Source organism: Pseudothermotoga elfii DSM 9442 = NBRC 107921 (assembly GCF_000504085.1).
Taxonomy (GTDB): Bacteria; Thermotogota; Thermotogae; order Thermotogales; family DSM-5069; genus Pseudothermotoga_B; species Pseudothermotoga_B elfii.
In genome coordinates this window covers 994,697-1,015,664 of record NC_022792.1, presented here as the reverse complement: position 1 = coordinate 1,015,664, position 20,968 = coordinate 994,697, and the positions used below count along the sequence as shown (strand labels likewise).

Annotated in this window: 22 protein-coding genes; 7 read left to right on the top strand and 15 right to left on the bottom strand. The window is 38.4% G+C overall.

Annotation, left to right across the window (positions count from 1 at the left end):
• Positions 1-28: 28 nt before the first annotated feature.
• Genes fusA through TEL01S_RS04975 form a run of 5 tightly spaced genes read right to left on the bottom strand, consistent with a single transcriptional unit; the run spans position 29 to position 7,022 of the window.
• Entirely contained in the window at positions 29-2,089 is a 2,061-nt protein-coding gene (gene fusA, locus TEL01S_RS04995) for an elongation factor G (protein ID WP_012003037.1), read from the bottom strand.
• A 16-nt stretch (positions 2,090-2,105) separates the two neighbouring features.
• Complete coding sequence (locus tag TEL01S_RS04990) at positions 2,106-3,758, bottom strand: phosphodiester glycosidase family protein (RefSeq protein ID WP_012003036.1); 1,653 nt, start codon at positions 3,756-3,758, stop codon at positions 2,106-2,108.
• A complete protein-coding gene (locus TEL01S_RS04985; protein WP_012003035.1) occupies positions 3,755-5,047 on the bottom strand; it encodes a thymidine phosphorylase in 1,293 nt (430 codons plus the stop codon). The genes TEL01S_RS04990 and TEL01S_RS04985 overlap by 4 nt, the downstream gene beginning before the upstream one ends.
• Entirely contained in the window at positions 5,034-6,299 is a 1,266-nt protein-coding gene (locus TEL01S_RS04980; protein ID WP_012003034.1) for a sensor histidine kinase, read from the bottom strand. Before TEL01S_RS04980 ends, TEL01S_RS04985 begins: the two co-directional genes overlap by 14 nt.
• Before the next feature lie 3 nt (positions 6,300-6,302).
• Positions 6,303-7,022, bottom strand: coding sequence for a response regulator transcription factor (locus TEL01S_RS04975; protein WP_028843216.1), 720 nt, complete (start codon positions 7,020-7,022; stop codon positions 6,303-6,305).
• Between the two features lie 167 nt (positions 7,023-7,189).
• On the opposite strand from TEL01S_RS04975, the gene TEL01S_RS04970 reads away from it, so the two are divergent.
• Genes TEL01S_RS04970 through TEL01S_RS04960 form a run of 3 tightly spaced genes read left to right on the top strand, consistent with a single transcriptional unit; the run spans position 7,190 to position 9,944 of the window.
• Positions 7,190-7,675, top strand: coding sequence for a type II secretion system protein (locus TEL01S_RS04970; RefSeq protein ID WP_028843217.1), 486 nt, complete (start codon positions 7,190-7,192; stop codon positions 7,673-7,675).
• A 5-nt stretch (positions 7,676-7,680) separates the two neighbouring features.
• The gene (locus tag TEL01S_RS04965; protein WP_232504377.1) at positions 7,681-9,636 is read left to right on the top strand and encodes a hypothetical protein; all 1,956 of its coding nucleotides are present in this window, start codon (positions 7,681-7,683) and stop codon (positions 9,634-9,636) included.
• Positions 9,633-9,944, top strand: a complete 312-nt coding sequence (locus TEL01S_RS04960; RefSeq protein WP_012003030.1) for a type II secretion system protein — start codon at positions 9,633-9,635, stop codon at positions 9,942-9,944. Before TEL01S_RS04965 ends, TEL01S_RS04960 begins: the two co-directional genes overlap by 4 nt.
• 12 nt (positions 9,945-9,956) lie before the next feature.
• On the opposite strand, the gene TEL01S_RS04955 is transcribed toward TEL01S_RS04960, so the two are convergent.
• The 8 genes from TEL01S_RS04955 to hflK all read right to left on the bottom strand — a co-directional run bounded on the left by TEL01S_RS04955 (position 9,957) and on the right by hflK (position 16,413).
• Positions 9,957-11,681, bottom strand: a complete 1,725-nt coding sequence (locus TEL01S_RS04955) for an ABC transporter ATP-binding protein (RefSeq protein ID WP_028843219.1) — start codon at positions 11,679-11,681, stop codon at positions 9,957-9,959.
• 41 nt (positions 11,682-11,722) lie between these two features.
• Positions 11,723-12,541 carry a peptide chain release factor N(5)-glutamine methyltransferase gene (gene prmC, locus TEL01S_RS04950; protein ID WP_028843220.1) on the bottom strand — a complete coding sequence of 273 codons (819 nt, stop codon included), beginning with the start codon at positions 12,539-12,541 and terminating at the stop codon, positions 11,723-11,725.
• On the bottom strand, positions 12,538-12,837 hold the full coding sequence (locus TEL01S_RS04945) for a metal-sulfur cluster assembly factor (protein ID WP_012003027.1): 300 nt from the start codon (positions 12,835-12,837) through the stop codon (positions 12,538-12,540). Before TEL01S_RS04945 ends, prmC begins: the two co-directional genes overlap by 4 nt.
• A 12-nt stretch (positions 12,838-12,849) precedes the next feature.
• Entirely contained in the window at positions 12,850-13,332 is a 483-nt protein-coding gene (locus tag TEL01S_RS04940) for a ferritin-like domain-containing protein (RefSeq protein WP_012003026.1), read from the bottom strand.
• A gap of 4 nt (positions 13,333-13,336) precedes the next feature.
• Positions 13,337-13,825, bottom strand: coding sequence for a ferritin (locus TEL01S_RS04935; RefSeq protein WP_012003025.1), 489 nt, complete (start codon positions 13,823-13,825; stop codon positions 13,337-13,339).
• Between the two features lie 56 nt (positions 13,826-13,881).
• Positions 13,882-14,514: a peroxiredoxin gene (locus tag TEL01S_RS04930; RefSeq protein ID WP_012003024.1), complete on the bottom strand. Its 633-nt coding sequence runs from the start codon at positions 14,512-14,514 to the stop codon at positions 13,882-13,884.
• A 133-nt stretch (positions 14,515-14,647) separates the two neighbouring features.
• Positions 14,648-15,496, bottom strand: a complete 849-nt coding sequence (hflC, locus tag TEL01S_RS04925; RefSeq protein ID WP_012003023.1) for a protease modulator HflC — start codon at positions 15,494-15,496, stop codon at positions 14,648-14,650.
• A complete protein-coding gene (gene hflK, locus TEL01S_RS04920) occupies positions 15,493-16,413 on the bottom strand; it encodes an FtsH protease activity modulator HflK (protein ID WP_012003022.1) in 921 nt (306 codons plus the stop codon). Before hflK ends, hflC begins: the two co-directional genes overlap by 4 nt.
• Positions 16,414-16,519: 106 nt before the next feature.
• Between hflK and cysE the strand changes: the two genes are divergently transcribed.
• Genes cysE through TEL01S_RS04900 form a run of 4 tightly spaced genes read left to right on the top strand, consistent with a single transcriptional unit; the run spans position 16,520 to position 18,993 of the window.
• Positions 16,520-17,146 (top strand): serine O-acetyltransferase, encoded by a 627-nt coding sequence (cysE, locus tag TEL01S_RS04915; protein WP_012003021.1) that lies wholly within the window; start codon positions 16,520-16,522, stop codon positions 17,144-17,146.
• Positions 17,076-17,954: a cysteine synthase A gene (gene cysK, locus TEL01S_RS04910; RefSeq protein WP_012003020.1), complete on the top strand. Its 879-nt coding sequence runs from the start codon at positions 17,076-17,078 to the stop codon at positions 17,952-17,954. Before cysE ends, cysK begins: the two co-directional genes overlap by 71 nt.
• Positions 17,955-18,010: 56 nt before the next feature.
• Complete coding sequence (gene moaC / locus TEL01S_RS04905; protein ID WP_028843222.1) at positions 18,011-18,511, top strand: cyclic pyranopterin monophosphate synthase MoaC; 501 nt, start codon at positions 18,011-18,013, stop codon at positions 18,509-18,511.
• Positions 18,512-18,540: 29 nt separating this feature from the next.
• A complete protein-coding gene (locus TEL01S_RS04900) occupies positions 18,541-18,993 on the top strand; it encodes an MOSC domain-containing protein (protein ID WP_012003018.1) in 453 nt (150 codons plus the stop codon).
• 27 nt (positions 18,994-19,020) lie between these two features.
• Here the strand turns inward: TEL01S_RS04900 and TEL01S_RS04895 are convergent, their stop codons facing one another.
• A complete protein-coding gene (locus TEL01S_RS04895; protein ID WP_012003017.1) occupies positions 19,021-19,344 on the bottom strand; it encodes an SPW repeat domain-containing protein in 324 nt (107 codons plus the stop codon).
• Positions 19,345-19,459: 115 nt separating this feature from the next.
• A complete protein-coding gene (locus TEL01S_RS04890) occupies positions 19,460-20,968 on the bottom strand; it encodes a YifB family Mg chelatase-like AAA ATPase (RefSeq protein WP_012003016.1) in 1,509 nt (502 codons plus the stop codon).

The following is a 20,968-nucleotide window of genomic DNA, read 5'->3' as shown; positions in this document are numbered from 1 at the left end:
TAAAAATAGGGGGAATTTCCCCCCTTTATCATGCATTTTGACTTTCTTGCTTTCTCTCCTGGATTACTTTTTCCTGAATATTGGGTGGAACTTCCTGGTATCGTACAAATTTCATCGTGAAATAACCACGACCACTGGTAATTCCAGAAAGCTTTCCAGAAAAATCAAGCATTTCTGCTAGAGGAACTTCTGCCTTCACTTTTGACATACCCCTCCCGATTGATTCCATTCCCTGCGGCCTTCCTCTTCTGCTTGTTACCTCACCTATGACATCTCCTGCAACTTCATCGGGACAGAATATTTCGACTTCCATTATAGGTTCCAGCAAAACTGGTCTTGCTTCTTCCATACCTTTTCGGAATGCTTGAATGGCTGCGATCTGGAAAGATATATCTGAGGAATCAACTTCATGATATGAACCATCGAAAAGCGTTACTCGAACATCAACAACCGGATAACCAGCCACAGAGCCTCTTTTCATTGCTTCAACGATACCTTTCTCAACAGAGGGAATAAAATTCTTTGGTATGACTCCACCAAAGATTTTATCGACAAATTCAAAACCCGCTCCTCGCGGAAGTGGTTCCAGCTCTATTTTGACATGTCCGTACTGTCCATGACCTCCTGTTTGCTTTTTATGTTTGTATTCGGCTACCGCTTTTTTCGTAATAGTTTCTCTATAAGCTATCTTTGGCTTTCCCACTTCTACATCCACGCCAAAGGTGCTTTTCAATCTTTCAATCATTACATCTAAATGGATATTCCCTAAACCGGAAACTACTGTCTCTCCGGTTTCAGGATCGTATTCCCATTTGAATGCAGGGTCTGTCTCAGACAGCCTTGATAATCCATTACTAATTTTATCAATATCTGATTTGGATTTTGGATTAACTGATCTTGAGAACATTGGTTCTGGAAATGCCGGGGTTACAATAGTTAGTTTTCGATCTTTGTGTGTAAACGTTTCACCGACGGAACCTTCTTTGAGCTTTGGTAAAACAACTACATCCCCACATGAAGCCTGGTCCACTTCTATCTGATCTTTTCCACGTGGAAGATAAATTCGACCAAATTTATCCGATGTACCTCGATTGACATTCACATACGTATCGCCAGGTTTCACTGCACCGGCTATGATTTTTATATAACTGACACGTCCCACGAATGGATCGACCACTGTTTTAAAATTATATGCGCAGAATGGTTCTGTCTCAGAAGGTTTAATTTCGACCTCTTCTCCAGAATCAAGCCTCGCCATGTACGAAGTTGTTTCAGATGGACTCGCACCAAGTAGAGAAACATAATCCAAAATCAGGTCAATACCTATGTTTTTTTCAGCAGACCCACAAATAACAGGAACTATTTGGCAGGTCTTGTAGGCTTTGATCATAGCATGTATTAATTCTTCAGAACCTATTTCCTGCCCATCGAGGTATTTTTCCATGAGTGTATCATCTGATTCAACAACGTCTTCAATGAGCCTCAATCTTAACTCCTGAACTTTTTCGGAAAATTCTGAAGGTACGGGGATTTCCTCGCGTTTTCCAGAGTTGTATACATAAGCTTTCTCGGATATGAGGTCGATTAATCCTCTGAAATTTGCCTCGCTCCCTATTGGAAGAGTAACAGCAACTATTTTTCTATCGAAAGATGAGGCAAGCTCATTCACGGCACTTTCGAAATTTGCTCGTTCTTTGTCCATTTGATTTATAAAAACCATCACAGGTTTTTTCATATCTTCAGCCATCTGCCAGGTTCGCTCTGTCTGGATTTCTACTCCGGCGACAGCATTCACAACACTCAGGGCGTTTTCGCTGACAAACAAAGAATTTATAACTTCAGAGATGAAATCACCAAAACCAGGAGTATCAATAACTGTGAAACTAAAATCGTTCCAATCGAAGGAATATACATGAGAAGAAACACTTGATCCTTTAGATTCTTCAATCGGATCTGTATCAATTAGTTTTGAGTTAATTCGATCCATCAGGCCAGAGTTAAATAACATAGCACTGAGCAATAAACTCTTTCCTGATCCGTTATGCCCTATCAGTGCTATGTTTCTTTTTTTGTCGATTGGCCTACTCATATATCCACCTCCACATTTATTTGTTGTCCTTTTTTACAACAAGCAAGGATGCAGGAACTGCCCTTACCCAACCTGTTGGAACCTTACTAACTACTCTGTCAAAAATAACCATTATCGATGAACTTCCACCATCGAAATTCATAGCCGAATAAAAACCTTTTTTTAAGGAAAATTCAACAAGCTCGTCGTAATTGACTCCCCCAGAACCATCTTGATCATTGATTACAGCCAGCACCACTTTACCATCTGGAAGAGTAGCGGCTAATGTTCTGGTTGCACTCGCCCTTGCAATGCTTCCCCCATACCTGTTCTTTTCGTCATTTCTATCTGGTATTGGTGAACCTTCATAAAGAATCAGAGGACCTGCTTCTATTGCATGTTTTATGGGATAAGGAAAGTTTGTGTTCACGATATACTCAACGGTATCACCGATTTGAATCCCCTCAAGATATTTTTTATATTTCGATGAAATAGCAAGTACAAAACCATTTTTGGGAGCTTTCGATAGCCATCCAGTGCCATTAACTTTTCCATCAACAACGGAAAAATAGACCATTTCATCTCGATAAGGAATCGAGAGACCAAACTCCGGAGTAAATATAAGAACTTCACCTTGGGCGATCGTGTTAATTCCTTTAACAAGAAAAAGTAATTGCCCTACTTTAATATTCACATCAAAATATATTCTGCTTATATAAACCTCGTTCGAAAAAGTTTGAATAAATACAGGTCTATCACCATATGGCATAGATAAAATTTTACCATCTACAATCAGCAAACCGATTGGTAATCCTGTGTTAGTATCAAAATAATTTGCATTAACACCAGCTACTGCATTTTTTCTAATGACCATTTTTTCAACACTTTCAAGACTACCTATTCCCCCAGAACTGATCTCAGGTTTGAGATCAACAAACTGTGGATCTATCCACAGGTAATTTACAAGCATATCCTTATTTCCAATTTTCTCGACTTTCTGCTCCCAGTAGACTCCTTTTGCAATCTGTTCTCTGCCAAGCTGAGGAAAGCTCACAGTAATTACGAAAGAATTGTCCTGAAGTTTTGTCGAAAGAACCGGTTTTGCTTCGGTATCAAGAAAAATTTCCATCTGCAATTTGTAACCATTCTGGTTGATTTTAATCTGATCTGTAGAAACGACCTCAGATAAAACGGGCGAAAGCTCGAGAACCACTTTCGATTCTTCGGACTTTATCTCAAGCATTTCTTCAAAAGGAGAACCCATAAAATCGAGTTTCAATTCATTATGAGAATAATCTACAGAGGTGAGAACACATACTTTATCAATAAAGGCTTCCATGCCTGCTGGAGTTACATATTTTGAAAGTCCTAAAATTTTCGAAAGTAAATCAACACTTATCATTATTTTATCCGATGTATATAGTGCAGCATTTTCATAAATATCTAAAAAATCCACCGTCACTGTCCCGCTTTTCTCAACAATAATGATCTGATTTTTATAAATAAGGTATGCCCTTTCAGATCTATTTGAAATCACTATTGAAAAGCCTAAGGATTCAAGTGATTTTATGTCGATGAAACCATTATATTCTTGAACAGTGACAAATTTTCCATTTACTCCAACAAGTACTTGTGAAATCAAAATAGAACTGTACAGTATAAAAAAGGCGAAGATTAGAAAACGTTTCATTTGATCACCTCAAGCAAAATTTCAGGACTCTGTGGTCGATCATTCGAGATTTTATAGGCACTTTTTATCAATTTTATAGCCGAATCAATATCACTTTTTTCAGAAACGTAGATCCTTGCGACAGGTTCATTCGCTTCAACAAAATTTCCAACCTTTTTGAGCACCTCTAAACCAACGCCTGGATCGATTTCGTCTTCCTTTTTGACTCTGCCAGCGCCAAGTAACATAGATGCAACCCCAATTAATTCTGCATCTATTCTGTTTACATAACCTGACTCACCAATTCTGACATCCATAGTTTTGCTGCTCACGGGAAGTAAATCATAATTCTCTATTACCTCAGGATTGCCGCCTTGCATTCTGAGAAAATCTGCAAATTTGCCCAAAGCCTTTCCACTATGAATTGTATCGTAAATTTCATCCTCTTCTGCCTTCAATCCGGCAAGATCAAGCATCTCTCTGCAAAGAATCAAACACAGCTCAGTAAAGTCGTCAGGCCCTTTTCCCTTAAGAGTTTCTATTGCTTCTATTACCTCGAGAGAGTTTCCCACCATTCTCCCAAGTGGTTGATCCATATTTGACAGCACTGCTGATGCTTTTCTGCCAAATTTTCTGAGGATATTTATCATCAAATTGGCTAATCTTCTCGCCTCATCAACTGTCTTCAGGAAAGCTCCTGATCCCACTTTTACATCAAAAATTACACCATCTGCACCGCCTGCCAGCTTTTTGCTCACAATACTTGAAGCAATGAGCGATATGTTATCCACAGTAGCTGTTGCATCTCTAAGGGCGTATATTTTTTTGTCAGCTGGAACAAGTTCACCTGTTTGCCCCGCAATAGAGAAACCAATATCACGAACTATGCTGTAAAATTCATCTTCTTTCAGATTTGTCCTCATACCAGGAATTGATTCAAGTTTGTCAATGGTGCCACCTGTATGTCCGAGTCCCCTGCCAGACATTTTAGCGATCTTCAAGCCAAAACACGCTACCATTGGGAGTACGACCAGAGTCGTCTTATCCCCAACACCACCTGTGGAGTGTTTATCGATTTTAAATCCATCTATACTGGATAAATCGAGCATTTTTCCGGAATTTGCCATGGAAATAGTTAGATCATATGTTTCTCTCTCACTCATTTTTTGAAAATACACTGCCATAAGAAAAGCAGCCATTTGATAATCCGGTATTTTTCCGTTCACATACCCCTTAATTACGAAATCTATTTCATCACTCGTAAGTTCGTAGCCATCTCTCTTCTTCTTTATGATGTCATACATTCTCATCCAGATCGATCCTTTCAACAGGTAATTTTACAGTAAAACTTGTTCCTGCGCCGGGCTCGCTCTCAACAAAAATCTGTCCATTATGCCGATCAACGATTGTTTTAACTATAGAAAGTCCTAAGCCAGAGCCTCCCATTTTTCTGCTTCGTCCTTTATCGACTCTGTAAAACCTGTCAAAAATCCTGTTTAATGCATCTCTCGGCATGCCCGGACCGGTATCTGATACCCTAATTACAGCCTGCGAACCTTCTTTCTTAACAGAAATAGAAACCTTTTTCTCGCCAGATTCTTTGAGTGATGTATATTTTACAGCATTATCCGCTAAATTGAGTAACATTTGAATCAATCTATCCTGATCTCCGTCAATAGTTACCTCTTCACAATCATATTCAACCTTAACATCATAATCAATTGATAAAGGTTCAGTTATAGACACAACATACTTAACAACGGAGCAAAGGTCAATCTTTTGAAAATCAAATCTCGCTTCCCCAGATTCCAATCGTTCCAGATCCAGTAGATCATTTATCAACCTCGACATTCTGGCAGACTCATTTTCTATAATCTTGAGAAATCTGTCTCTCGTTTCTGCATCCATATCAGGATCGTTCAAAAGTGTTTCGGCATAGCCGTGAATGGATGTCAGAGGAGTACGTAGCTCGTGTGAAACGTTAGATACAAATTCGCGTCTCATCTCATTTAATTCGTATTCTTTTGTCATATCATGCAACAATATAACTACCCTTCTCTCACCGCGAGGCAATAACACAGGTGTCATTTTGCAGGAATAATATCTCTTTTTCCCCTCAACGTGCATAACTACGTTGCCTTCCTGAATATGCCAGCTTTTGACAGCTTCATCAAACATTTCGATTAAGTAATAATCTTCGAGAGCTTCGTATATTTTTCTGGTTGTAACTATTGGTCGCGACATCTTTTGTGCAGCTGTGTTGGCAAATAATATCTCTCCGCTGCTACTGTCCACAAACAAGATTGGATCCATTATACTGTCAAGGAGCGTCAGCGTATTTTCTCGACTTTTCTGAGCCATCGATAGTTCATCTTCAAGATTTTTGATTTTTTTCCTCAAAGATTCCAAAACATAATAAGGTGGCGAGTCATCAGGAACATCTGCCAACTCCGCCACCCTAACAACAAATCTCTTATATTTTTCAATTCTTTTGGATGTTATAAGTTCATAGAAAATTAAGGTTGCTGCCGATGCAACAAGGATTGCAAAAAAAACCAGCACGCATTATTCTTCCTTCCCTGGGTCTCTGAATTTGTAGCCTTTTCCTCTAACTGTAATTATATACTTTGGATTTGATGGATCTTCTTCAATTTTTGTTCTCAATCTTCTTATATGAACATCCACAGTTCGTGTGTCTCCGTAATAATCATAACCCCAGAGCTTATCTAAAAGAACATCTCTGCTGAAAACTTTGCCCTCGTTTTCTGCGAGAAATCTCAATAGCTCAAATTCAAGAGGTGTCAGGCTAACTTTTTGATCATGGACTTTAACTTCATATCTTTCAACGTCAATTTCTAAACCTTTTGCTACTATCTTTTTAGGCCTTTCTTCTCTTTCCTGTGCGCTCAGCTGTATTCTCCTGAAAACAGCCTTAATTCGAGCTATCATTTCTCTAATACTGAATGGCTTCGTAATATAATCATCTGCTCCAAGCTCCAGACCAAGCACTTTGTCAAATTCTTCGCCTTTAGCACTCAAGAAAACTACAGGTGTGTTCCTGTATTTTTCCATGGAACGGAGCTGCCTGACGAGTTCGAAACCGTCCATTCCGGGTAACATGATATCCACTATGAACATGTCAACAGATTCGTTCCCAACAACCTTTAAAGCTTCCTCTGCATCATAAGCTTTAAGAACATCATAACCTTCGCGTGCCAGATTGTAACTCACTAACTCGATGATAGACGGATCGTCATCGACAACAAGTATTTTCTTTTTCGCCATATTTTCACCCTTTACGGGTACACCTCCCCTTCTGAAAAGTACGTTTTTTCGAAACTCACTCCATGTTAACATTATAACAGAAACCTGTGAGATTGTAACATAAATTCTCATTCAATTCCATCAATTAAACAAAAAGTGATAAAATGAAGGCACAGGAGGTAAGGTATTTGAAAAAAGGATTCAGTTTATTTGAATTACTTATTGTACTGGCCGTGTTTTCGGTTTTCTTGATAGTTTTGTCAATTGTGCTGAATGATTATTTAAAAAAAGCAGAACAAAATATTGAAGTACTCGACGCGCTTAAAAGACTCACCGAAGCGTCAAATAAAGTTACTCAATATCTTTTGAGGGCATCAGGGGATGCTATATCGGTAAAAATAGCATCTTCTACAGAAATAACCTTTGATATAATAATTGCGGGCGAGAAAATCAACGCCAAACTTCAGGTAGCCGACGAAAACACGGTTCTGTATTACGAGAACAACCTTTCAGAAACAATTAAAGTTGAAAATGTCGAAATTAGGTTTGAAAAAGCTGATCCTTCGTCAGAGATAGACTTGCCTGTAAAACTAACTGCTAAGACGAGAAATCCTTTCAATAAAGATTCCAATCTTGTAATTGAATCGACGATTTACCCACCTGGAGTGAGGTGATCACCGTGAAATCAAAGGGTGGATATGTGGTTGTCTTGAGCATCCTACTTGTTTTTGTATCATCGATAGTAGCTATTGCCATATTTTCTCAAGTTGAAGCAACTACAAGGAAGGTTTCTTTAACGATCCAGAAGATGGAAAATCAATCAGATGCTCTCAAAATCCTTGCAACAGCAGCAGCATATTTAAGAAGTAGATACAGTGTTGCAAACGGTTTTTATCTTGCAGATCATCCTCAATCTCAAGAGTTCGACGCGGCAAAAGAATTCATAATTAGCAGCTCTGGACCGGTAGAAAAAACAATCTGGCAAAGTTTTTTCCAAGGAGATGCAGAAGAGATAACATTCACGGTTGCCAAAAATTTGCTCCTAACAGGCAGCACTGACTCTGATTTGAAGAAAGCTTTGAATAAGAGCAAAGAACGAGGTTTAATCAACGCAGATCTTTCGAAAGTGAAAGTTCTTGCTTTTTCTGAATCTAACGAGCGATCCTGGTCAGTGCTTCTTTATGTGAACGTAGATTCATCCTGGTGCTGGGCACTTACTGGCCCTGAGGGATTTTTTAACTATGCCGTTTTCTTACCAAACGGAATACCTTCTTACGCTTACTATAGCACGGGTGAAGTAATAGATGGCCCAAGCTGGTTTGGAGTCGATGATAATGGAAAAGGCGGACTTGGCATAGGAGGAAACCCGGGTCCGAGATTTTATGGAAAAACTTTTTATCGATTGCTCAGAAAATACTCAAATCTCAATGAAGAGAATATTTTCATAGGCGGTAGAGTGGTCCTTTCTGATGAGGATGTTGCCGCATTCAAAAATGCCTATCAGGGAAAAACTTATTGGGAAGCTCAGATGACCGCAATCGATAAAGTAGATATAATCGATCTTGTTACCGGACAGCTTCAGGCACCTGAAAACCCAGCAGGCTTAATTTTAACTTACTCAAAAGACCCCGGAAACCAGCCTGAAGATCTGATAATGACTTCAACTATTCAAAAAATCAACGGTGAAGATACCCAGGTAGTTAAATTTTACGGATACGATGGCAAATTCAGATTAGATAACAGTAATTATGAAATAGAGCTTTTGATCCCTTATCCCGGTCCTCCAAATGTACCTGTAACTATCGTGGCAACTGAAACAAAACCGAATGGAGATACAAACGTGTATACTGCAAATTTGCCATCATTTAATGGATTTCTTGGTCTTTTTTGTGATACGACCAATTCGTCTATTGCATTGGGAGAGAAAAATAAATGGATCAAGAATGTGTTCATGGGAGACTGGACTGTTCTCGTGATGGGAAATAAAGGAAGACAGCAAGAACAGACACCATGGGACGTGGTTAATATATACAGCGATGTTGAATATTACAGCGCACGCGATGATTCAACAATGATCGTCGAAACATCAAATGCAAGTTATACAGTATACATGAACCCATTTTTCTATGATGGTACGCCTATTCCAAATCAAAGAAATGTTGTCGGTAGACTCAAACTCACTGATGGGAGCCCGACTTCTGAACTTGTCGATGGAAAAAGTTTCTGGGACGCATGGTATAAGAAATTGTCACAGACAAGCACGAGAGATCATTTAAATTTCATAACAACAGGCGATATATCAACCCCCTGGCATGATGGATACAAAATCAGCTCGAAGATTAGAAATATAAGATTAGATATGAGTGTCTTTACCATGTACTGGGACAGAACCAGGAAACCCGGACATGGAAATAACGTATTGATTCCAACTCTGGAGGTTGACTACAGAAATTTCAAGGGGCTTGGCTACAGAGTTGTTTTTGGCTCTATTGCCTCGGAAGCTGTTACAGCAACGTGGGATGGAAGCAAAGGCTTGAAAGAGTTCAACATTTTTGACAACCGGTTGTACTCAGCAAGGAGGGGATTCTCTCCAATGACAGGAGCTATTTTGCTCGAAGGATTGAGATTAAGATGAAAGGTTACTCTATAATCGAGTTGATTATAAGCCTTTTTGTTATCGCAATAGCAGCACTCATATTTTCGCTGTCTATAAATCAAGCGGTGGCTTCTTTTTCAAAATCAAGTGAAAAATTGATTGAAAAAATGACATTCTTCTCTAACGTTACAAGCAATTTTGCCGGAAAAAGTTCAGGCACAATCGTCAACACTCTTGACAAAATCCTTGGATATGATCTATCAGGTTCATATGCATTTTTTGATGCTATAGAAGTAAGGCAGACAGAAAACGGATATGTCTATTCATTAAAAGATACAACTTTTTGAAAACAGCGTTTTCTATGCAAATTGTATTTGATAGAGTTTGTAATAGACTCCCTTTTTTGAAAGCAGCTCGCTGTGTTTGCCCTCTTCAACTATCTTACCGTCGTGAACTACAATTATTCTATCCGCTCCCTTTACGGTGGATAATCTGTGAGCGATCATTATAACTGTCTTTTCCTTCGACAAATCTTTGACAGCTTTTTCAATCCTTGATTCTGTTTCAACGTCGATATTACTTGTGGCTTCATCGAGAATCAGGATTTTTGCATCAAACAATACAGCACGCGCAAGTACAATAAGTTGTCTTTCTCCCGCCGACAGTGTAGACCCTCTTTCGATTATTTTTGTATCTATGCCGTTACCAAGCTTGTTAATCACGTCATAAGCGTAAACTTTTTTCAGTGCTTCTATGACCTGGTCTCTTGAATATTCTTCGTGAAACAATCTGATGTTATCAAAAACAGTGCCAGAAAAAAGAACAACATCCTGTGGGACCGCGGCAATCTGCTTTCTAATTTTCCTGAGATCGTAATCAAACATTTCTTTTCCATCAATTAAAATTCTTCCTTTCTGAGGCACGTACATACCATTTATCAGGTTCATCAGAGATGTTTTTCCCGCACCAGTTTCACCAACAATAGCTGTAAGCTCTCCAGGTTTGAAAGAAATATTCACACTTTTTAGCACCCATTTTTCAGAATTATAGCTGAACCAAACATTTTCGAAAGTAAGCTGGCCTGTTTTTATGAATTCAGTATTATTTGGATTTCCGAGAGGCTCTGGTTTTTCATCCATAAGCGAAAATATCTTTTCGCAGGATGCCGCAGTATTTTGAACTATATCATATTTTTCGGATATATCACTCAACGGTCTCATAAAAGTATCGATATACGCGACAAAGGCATACAATTCGCCAAACTGTATAGTTCCACCAACTATGTACTTTGCACCAAACCATATTACGAAACTAAGTACGAGGTAATGTATGAAATCTATAAATGGTCTAAAGATAGCAAAAACATAGAGCTGTTTTACCAGACAACGATAAAGATCTCTATTCACAGAATCGAATTCTACAGCTTTATATTTCTCTGCCCGAAACAGTTTTATTACACTCATTCCACTAATATGTTCAGCAAGATAAGCATTGACTCTTGCAAGATTGGTTCGTACCTGCCTGTAAACTTTTAAATCGAAATACCTGAACAAAAATATGGCAAGTACTATTACGGGAAACATAAACCCTATGTTTGCAAGAAGTCTATAGCTTATTCTGAGCATAAAAAAAATGACTCCTGCAAGCAGGAATACGTCCTTAACCATAGCCGTTACAACTGTTGAGAAGAATTCCTGGATATTCTGAGTATCATTAACAATTCTTGTATTGATCCTTCCTGATGGGTTCTTATCAAAGAAAGACATAGGTAGATCAAGCACTTTTCCATAAAGATCGCTTCTTATATCGTAAACGATCCTGTTTCCCAGAAAAGAATTGAGGTATGTACTCAAATAACCCAGTAAAAATTGCATACCAAATATGCCTAAAAGAATCAGCGCCATCTGAGAAACACCTTTCAAGCTCTGATCAGCACTGAGCTCAGGGTTATTCATATAATTATCTATTGCCATTCTGATGAATTGCGGTGGTAAAAGATCAATAACAGCGGCTATAAGAACTGTTATTATTGCAAGCACAAAAAACCAGAAATATGGTTTTGCATAACCTAAAAGCCTCTTCAACGTTTATTCACTCCGTATCGTTAGTCTCACGAAGTATTTTACTACTGTACAATCAGAGAAAAAAATCTAATTTTTCCAAATTGATCTTTAAAAAATGAAATTTTTCCAAAATAGTTGCAAATTTTCTGTATCTCTTCTTTTTGATCTGGAGAAAATTCCATGATCAGTATTTTGTTTTTCAAAAGATCTGGCTCTGAAAAAATTTGTCTATAGAAGTCAAGTCCATCATTGCCTGCAAAAAGTGCTTCATGCGGCTCATGTATAACATCTTTCGGTAACTTTGAAGATACAGGAATATAAGGAGGATTAGAAACAATCAGCTGTATCTCATTTATTATGTGTTTAACAGGGGTTAGAAAAGCACCTCTGAAAAACTCTATTTTTGCGGCGTAATCAGCTGCATTTTTCATAGCTGTTGAAAGTGCCTTTTTGCTGATATCTGACGCATAAACTTTACAGTTAGTGTTCAATGCAATAGCAAGGGCGATGGCACCAGATCCGGTTCCAATATCCAATACAGTAGAAAGCTTGTTCTTTCCGATAATATCAAGTGCAATATCTACCAGCACTTCTGTTTCAACGCGCGGAATAAAAACACCCTCTTCGACAGAAAGCTCCAGGCCGTAGAAATAACACTTCCCTGTTATGTACTGCAAAGGAATCCCAGAAGCGCGTGATTCAGCTAATTTGAAAGCCTCTTCTGATATTGAATAAGGAACTTCGTCCTCAAATAAAAGCAAAATCTGCTCCTTGGTCATGTTTCCAGCCTTTGACAACAACAAAAGTGCCTCCGTTGCAGGTGAATCAGAGGCACTTTCCAGCATATTTTTCATCAGTATGTAAAGTTGCCTGAATGTCATATACCAAGTTTTTCTCGCAAATCTTCGCTCATTCTGTCTGGCGTCCAGGGTGGATCAAAAGTGAGATCAATCTTTACATCCTTAACGCCATTTATCTGCCTTATTTTATCTTCGGCATCTTGCAAAATCATTCCTGCCAGCGGACAGGCCGGTGTAGTCATAGTCATGGTCACGGAAACATTGTCATCACTGTCTACAGAAATATCATAAACAAGTCCGAGGCTCACAATATCAAGACCAAGTTCGAAATCAATAACATTTTTCAACGCATCAAGAACCTGCTCTTTACTAACCATAAACTACCCCTTTCATAAACTCTCCAGCAAATCTGTTAGAGTCGCCACATGTTGCATTTCTTCTTTTACTATTAGATCTATTTTTTCTTTGCCAAGTTTTTCGTTCACTGCTTCCTTTATTCCAAGATAAAAAATAATAGAGTCTTTTTCTATATCTATAGCCACTCTTAAAAGATCGGAAATTGATTGCACATTTTTGAATTTAGTTTCAGGATCAGAAATCAGATCAAAAACCTTACTGTTTGCTATTGATCTGAGGTACTGAATCGCCTCACCTTGCGGATCTAAAAATTGAGAGATCTCCCTCTCTTTTCCTGCAAGTTCTAATCTCATCTCATGAAATCTTTTTTCGTGCTTTCTTTCCATGTCTGCAAGATTTAAGAAAACTGATTTCTTCGTGTATTCCGAAAACTTTTCAGCCGCTCTTGTATAAAAAATTACTCCGTTTCTCTCGATTTGCTCAGCAATTTCGAATATCTCGTCAATATTAAACATTTTCTCACTCCCTGCTGGCAAGTTGTCTGTCAAGCATTATTATACCAACAGAATTGTCCTTGATTTTCTCCAGAATTTCCAGAATCTTCAATGCATTTGCTTCTTCTTCAACCTGCTCATCAACAAACCACATAAGCATAGAGTAAGTCGCATGATCGTTTTCTTTTTTTGCAAGGTCAACAAGGTTGTGTATGCTTTCAGTAACTTTCTTCTCGTGTTCGTAGACATTTTTGAAAACTTCATATGGATCTTTCCAGTCCATGGGGGGTTTTTCAAGGGCGAAAAACTCTACTTTTCCTCCACGTTCATTGATATGATTGTAGAATTTCATAGCATGGTTGAATTCTTCCTTGGCCTGCAATTTCATCCAGTGTGCCATTCCCTCGAGATTTTCGGAATCAAAATAAGCCGCCATTGATAAATAAAGATATGCAGAATCAAGTTCCTTTTTTATCTGTTCGTTTAGAGCTTTCAAGATAATCTGACCTATCATCTCAATCAACCTCCTGAGTATATTATAAACCCCGAGCGACAAGCCCGGGGCAATTTTCAAATTTTCTTATGACATAACCACCAATCCAGGCATTCATATTGCTCTTTTCTCTTTTTCGCCTCTTCAACTGTCGTTGGCGGTGGAATTATAACTTCATCTTTAAACAATTCATTTTCTGGCCAGTTTGCCGGCATAGCTACTTTGTTCCTGTCTGCTATTTGAAATGCCTTAACAATTCTAACAACTTCGTCTATATTTCTACCAAGTTCTTGCGGATAATAAAGAATAGTTCTGATAACACCATTAGGATCAACAACAAAAACGGCTCTCACAGTATTGCTGCCTTTAGCAGGGTGAATCATACCGAGGGTCTCGGCTACTTTTCCTGTGTCTGCGATAATTGGAAATTCGATCTCAACTCCAACTTTTTCTTTGATCCACTCTACCCATTTGATATGAGAAAAAACCTGATCAACACTTAAACCTATTAACTCTGCTCCCAATTTTTTAAATTCATCATATCTCTTCTGAAAGCCTATAAACTCTGTTGTGCAAACCGGTGTAAAATCTGCCGGATGGCTGAAAAGCACAAACCACTTTCCCTTATAAACATCTGGAAGTTTTATTTTTCCATGTGTTGTGAGAACTTCCATTTCCGGAAATTTTTCACCCAAAAGTGGTATACCCATCAAAATCACCTCCATGTTAAATATAGCACACAAATTTCAAGGAAATTATAATAAATCCATATCTAATATAAAACGTATCAAAATAGTAATATTATTAAATAAAAAGTAAGATGGAGCTTCAGCTCCATCTCAATTATTTCATCTGATCCAGTATACTAAGATCTTCACCTACCAGAACCACGCTATCAGGAATAATCGATTTATAACTTTCAAGAGTTCTGAGCAATCTATAGAAATCATAATTTGCAGCGAAGGCTTCTGCATATATTCTGGTGGCGCTCGCTTCTCCTGTTCCTCTTATTCTTTCAGCTTCACTTACTGCTTCAGCTCTCAATATGGTAGCCTTTTTCTCTGCTTCTGATCTAATTTTCTGAGCTTCTTTTTGTCCTTCTGCTCTTATCAATGCTGCTATACTCTGCCTCTCTGATTTCATTCTCTCGAAAACAGCCTGCTGGTTTTCAGTTGGTAAATCGGTGTGCTTTACACGAACGTCTATAATCTCAATACCGAAATCAGCAAGATTACTTCTGGAAAAATTCGTTATATCTGCCAGATATTCCCGTTCACCCGTAACGATATCATCGAAGTCAAGTTTTGCAAGCGTGTTTCTCAGGCCAGAATAAACGACGTCATCTATTCTTGAAAGCGCAAGAGATACAGTTTTAATTGATTCAATGAATCTCTTTGGGTCATCTATTCTCCAGATAGCATAAGAATCAACCAGCAGAGTTTTTTTATCCAGAGTGATCACTTTTTCAACAGGTATATCGTAAATATGATACCTTTTTCCAAATCTGACAACATTATCAACAAACGGGGTTCGCAAATAAAGCCCGGGTTCCGATATAATTTTTCTTATTTCACCAAATCTCAATACAATGGCATACTCAGTTTGATCGACTATGAAAAACGAAAAGCCAAGAAAAATAATAGCTATCACCACTATAATTGCCAAACTGATCAAAATCGCTATCTTTTTCATTTAGAACCACCACCTATCAAATCCTCAAAGTTTAACAGGGCGATATTTTGTGCGTCACTCAGCAATATAATTCTTTTTGCTTTCGGTAAAACTTCTTCGAGTGTTTCGATCTTTAATCTTATTTCAGTTATTTCTGGAGAGGTTTCGTACTCTTTTAAAATACTCAGGAATCTTTGGGTTTCACCAACAGCTTGCAAAACTTTTTGCTGAGCATAAGCTTCCGCATCAAGAACTATTTTTCTTGTTTCACCTTCGACAGAAGGTATTAAATTATTTGCATATTTTGTTGCTTCATTAATGTATCTTTCTTTGTCCTGCTTTGCGTTGTTTACATCATCGAAAGCCGCTATAACCGGTTGCGGTGGGACAACTTCCTGAAGTAAAACATTCAGCACTGTTACACCTACATCATATTGATCCAGCAGCTGCTGCGCAATTTGATGGGTTTCATACGCAACGGTATCTCTTTCTGAAGTGAGAATATCATCCACTGTTCTTTTTGATATCCTATCTCTCAAAGCTGATTCAGTTGTAAATTTTACAAGTTCTTCGGGATTTTCAACATTAAAAACAAATTTTATTGGATCATTTACTCTGTACTGAACAACTGCTTCAACACTAACTATATTCCCATCTTTGGTTAAAATCAAAGCTTCATCCTGTTTTTGTACATATTGCCCCGGTCTCACCGTTCTGAATCCAATTTCCTGTTTTCTGACCGTTTGTACATCAACAATCACATGAGTCTGAAATGGAAATGGTGCGTGAAAATGTATACCCGGTCCGGATGTATGGCTATATTTGCCAAAAGTTTTCACTAAGGCAACCTGCGACGGATTAACCTGATAAACACCTGTCGCAAGATACAAAAACAAAGCTACAACTACAATCACAAGGACAATTACCTTAGTTTTCATTCTGACACCTCCCATTCCAGAATATCAGAACTTTGAAACACAAACTTTAAGATTATAAGTTAAACTCAAATTAGACTAAATTTGGAGGTGTTTATATGTTGCTGGGGTGCGAATATTCAGATTCTGGTCAGATTTCATCAATGTTTTTAGAGCTATTTCCGAAGATATAGCTTATTATTTAAAACTTGATCCCTCATCAACGAGTAGATTCCATGTGTTATTTTTTAACGCTTCCTTCCATGGTTTAGTATGCTACAGATTCTCGAACTTTTTTTATAGACACAAACTCAAAATTCTTGCCCACGTCATTCATTACTTTTCAAGAGTACTTTTCTCTATGGACCTTCATCCTGCAGCAACCATTGAACCGGGAGTAGTAATCGATCATGGTATTGGTGTTGTAATTGGGAGCACCGCTACGGTTGGAAAAGGAACATTAATTTATCACGGTGTTACACTGGGAACAAAAAAAGTTTGCCCGGGCAAGAGACATCCAGATATTGGAAAAGATGTTGTTATAGGTGCTGGAGCAAAAATATTAGGACCGATAAGCGTTGGAGACAGAGCAACCATTGGAGCCAATGCAGTGGTCTTGCACAATGTTCCAGAAAATAGCCTTGCGGTTGGAATCCCGGCAAAAATTTTGAGAAAGGAGGTTTTCAATGCTCAATTTGATAGGCAACACACCAATGATCAGGTTAAAGAGCGAACCGAAAGTATTTGTGAAACTTGAAAAGTATAATCCATGGAGCAGTATTAAAGATAGGCCAGCACTTTTTATGGTAGAAGCAGCAGAGAAACACGGAAAAATTAAAAACAATGTGATTGTTGAACCAACAAGCGGGAATACAGGCATAGCTCTATCCGGCATAGGAGCTTTAAAAGGTTACAGAGTTATTCTTACCATGCCAGAAAATGTAAGCAAGGAAAGGATATCTCTTTTGAGGGCTTTAGGCGCTGATGTAATTTTGACTCCTTCTGATAAAGGGATGAAAGGAGCAATAGACAGAGCAATTGAAATAAGAGATGAAACAGGTGGTTATATGCCAAATCAATTCGAAAATCCCTACAATCCTCTGTCCCATAGAATTACCACCGCCTGCGAGATACTCAGACAAACTAATTATCATATCAATGTATTTGTAGCAGGAGTTGGAACAGGAGGCACTATAACAGGTGTTGGAAAATTGCTTAAAGAACTTTACGGGCAAAAAGTCAAAATCGTTGCAGTCGAACCAGCAAAATCTCCTATGCTTTCGAAAGGTGTAGCCGGGAAGCATGGAATACAGGGTATTGGGGCTGGCTTTATCCCAAAAATTTTGGATCGTAGTGTTATAGACGAAATAGTAACTGTTGAAGACGAAGAAGCTATTGCAACAACCAAATTTTTATTGCACAAAGAAGGTTTAACAGTAGGAATATCAAGTGGAGCAAACATTTCGGTTGCTATGAGGATCGCTCAGAATATGCCAGAGAATTCGGTAATAGTGACAATAGCCCCGGATCATTATGAAAGATATCTCAGTGTCATTGACCGGTGAAAATTTGGTAGAATGCAAAGTGAATTTGAGTTTCTGGAAAGGGAGCTGGTAAAAAAATGACTGGGGATTTTTCCCATATTGATAAAAAAGGAAATATTCGGATGGTTGACATAACCTCTAAAGAAAACACCGAAAGAATCGCAAAAGCACTTGCTATTGTTCAGATGAATCGAGAAACCCTATTTAAAATAAAAGAAAACGAAGTAAAAAAGGGAGATGTTATAACAACAGCCAAGATTGCTGGAATAATGGCTGCGAAGAGAACATCTGAATTAATACCGCTATGTCACAATATCAATTTAACTCACGCAGAGATAGAATTCATTTTGAGAGAAGAACAAAATTCGATAGAAATAATATCAACAGTCAAATGTAGAGAAAAGACAGGTGCGGAAATGGAAGCTTTAACAGCAGCCTCTGTTGCAGCACTTACCATTTATGATATGTGTAAATCTATTGATAAAAGTATGGTTATAGAAAAAATATGCCTCCTGGAAAAATCCGGAGGTAAATCTGGCCACTGGAAAAGAAATGAGCTATCATCTGATAATACATAGAAACGGTTATTACAGGAGGAGCACAGTACATGACAAAAATTTACGGTAAAATAATTTCAATAAATGTTTCCAAGGTCAAAGGTGTGAAGAAAACACCAGTTGAAGAAGTTATTCTGGTTGAAAATCATGGTATATCAGGTGATGCACACGCCGGAAACTGGCATAGGCAGATTTCAATGTTGTCGATTGAAAGTATAGAGAAGGCAAGAAAATGGGGAATTGATGTAAATGCTGGAGATTTTGCAGAAAACATTACGATTGAAGGTGTAGAAGTTTGGAAATTGCCACTAAAAACCAGAGCTATTATTGGAACAGTAGAACTCGAGATTTCTCAAATTGGCAAACAATGTCATGATAAATGCGAAATAGCAAAAATTGTTGGCAGGTGTGTCATGCCAGCAGAGGGAATTTTCCTGAAAGTTCTTCGTGGTGGAAAAATAAAGGTAAATGATGTCGTAGAATTTTGTATTCCTGACAAATAAAAACCCGGCGAGAGCCGGGTTTTTAGCCTAACTTGCTTTTGATTTTTTCATAAAGAACGAGAGAATGAGGTTGATAATTCCCATAATCAATCCATTCGTCATAGCCGCTGTCTTTGAGCCTGTTATGCTTGGAATGAACGACGAGATGATTAACCAAATTCCTACAATCAAAATTATCCATGCTACAGTTTTCGTCTGTTTAAAATCCATGGCACTGACAGCAGCAAAAATGATTCCAGTGATGAGGAAATTAGCCAGATTTGCTCCTTTTGAGCCTGCGATGTTCGGTATCAGCACTGAGACAATTAGCCAGAGGGCCACTATCAAGATGAGCCAACCTTTCCAACTCATCTTTCCTCACCTCCTGTCAATGGCAAAAGCCACAATAATATTTTCCACCATTTGTATTCAAAATGAGATTATGTTAGGTTACATGATAGTTAAGAGGCTAAAATTAATTCTCAGATCAAAGGTGATCCTGAGTTTTATACTGGATGGCTTCCGCTACATGGTTAAGCTTTATTCGATCACTTTTATCGAGATCGGCTATCGTACGAGAAAGGCGTAGAATTTTATCGATGGACCTGTTAGAAAGGTTAAATTTCATGGTAGCTAATTTTAAAATATCTTCGCTTCTGTCATCGAGCTGGATAAAGTGGCGAAGCAACTTTGAGGAAAGTTTGGAGTTAGTCGAAAAATTGTAACCGGCGTACCTTCTGTATTGAATTTCCCTCGCAGCAATAACCCTGTTTCTTATTTCATTGCTACTTTCAGATGCCTGTTTCGAAAAATACTCATCAAATTCCATTTTCTGAACCTGAATTATGATATCAATTCTGTCAAGAACAGGACCTGAAATTTTCTTGTTATACCTTATTATATCGTATGGGGTACAACTGCAAACTGCTTTTGGATCACCGTAATTCCCACATGGGCAGGGATTCATTGCAGCAACAAGCATAAAGCGCGCTGGATATGTTATCGTCATTTTTGCCCTTGCAACGGTAACAGTACCTTCTTCGAGAGGTTGCCTCAATGCTTCAATAACATCCCTGCGAAATTCCGGAAATTCATCTAAGAATAAGACACCGTTATGTGCAAGTGTGACTTCTCCTGGTTTCGCATCGTTTCCTCCACCAATTATGGCAACACTCGAGGCAGTATGATGTGGGGAACGAAATGGCCTGAAGATTCGATTCGAGTTCATCATTCCAACAGTGCTGTAGATTTTCAGAACTTCTATAGTTTCATCATCAGTCATCGGAGGCATTATACTCGGAATTCTTCTGGCGAGCATTGTTTTTCCAGAACCAGGGCTCCCTCTCATCAAAACATTATGAAAACCAGCAGCGGCTATCTCAAGTGCCCGTTTTGCCACTGCCTGGCCCTTTACATCGGCAAAGTCAAGTTCAGATTCATACTCAGCTGGAGGTATTCCCCTAAAAGATACTGGTTCATATTTCACAACTCCATTTATGAACTCAACAACTTCTTTGAGTTCCGCAAACGCGTATAATTTTAATCCGTCAACCATTTGAGCTTCCCGCAGATTTTCTTCTGGAACGACAACTATTCCTTCATAATGAATCTCACTTAAAAAGAGCAGGGTAGTTAAAATTCCGCGAACACTCCTTATCTTTCCGTCAAGAGAAAGTTCCCCGAGGGCAAGAATATCGGCTCTCTGCAAAACTCCAGATGCTTGTAATATTCCAACAGCTATTGGAAGATCCAGCAGCGATCCTTCTTTTTTCAAATCAGCTGGCGCGAGATTGACTACAACTTTACCTTGAGGAAATTTGAATCCAGAGTTTCTCAAAGCACTTTTAACTCTTTTTTTGCTTTCCTTGACAGCTGTATCACCGAGACCAACTATATCAACATCATGTATAATGCTTTTTCTGTCGATATCTACCTCTACTTCTATTGGCGTTACATTCAATCCAACAACTGTTACTGAAGACAATTTGGCTGGCAT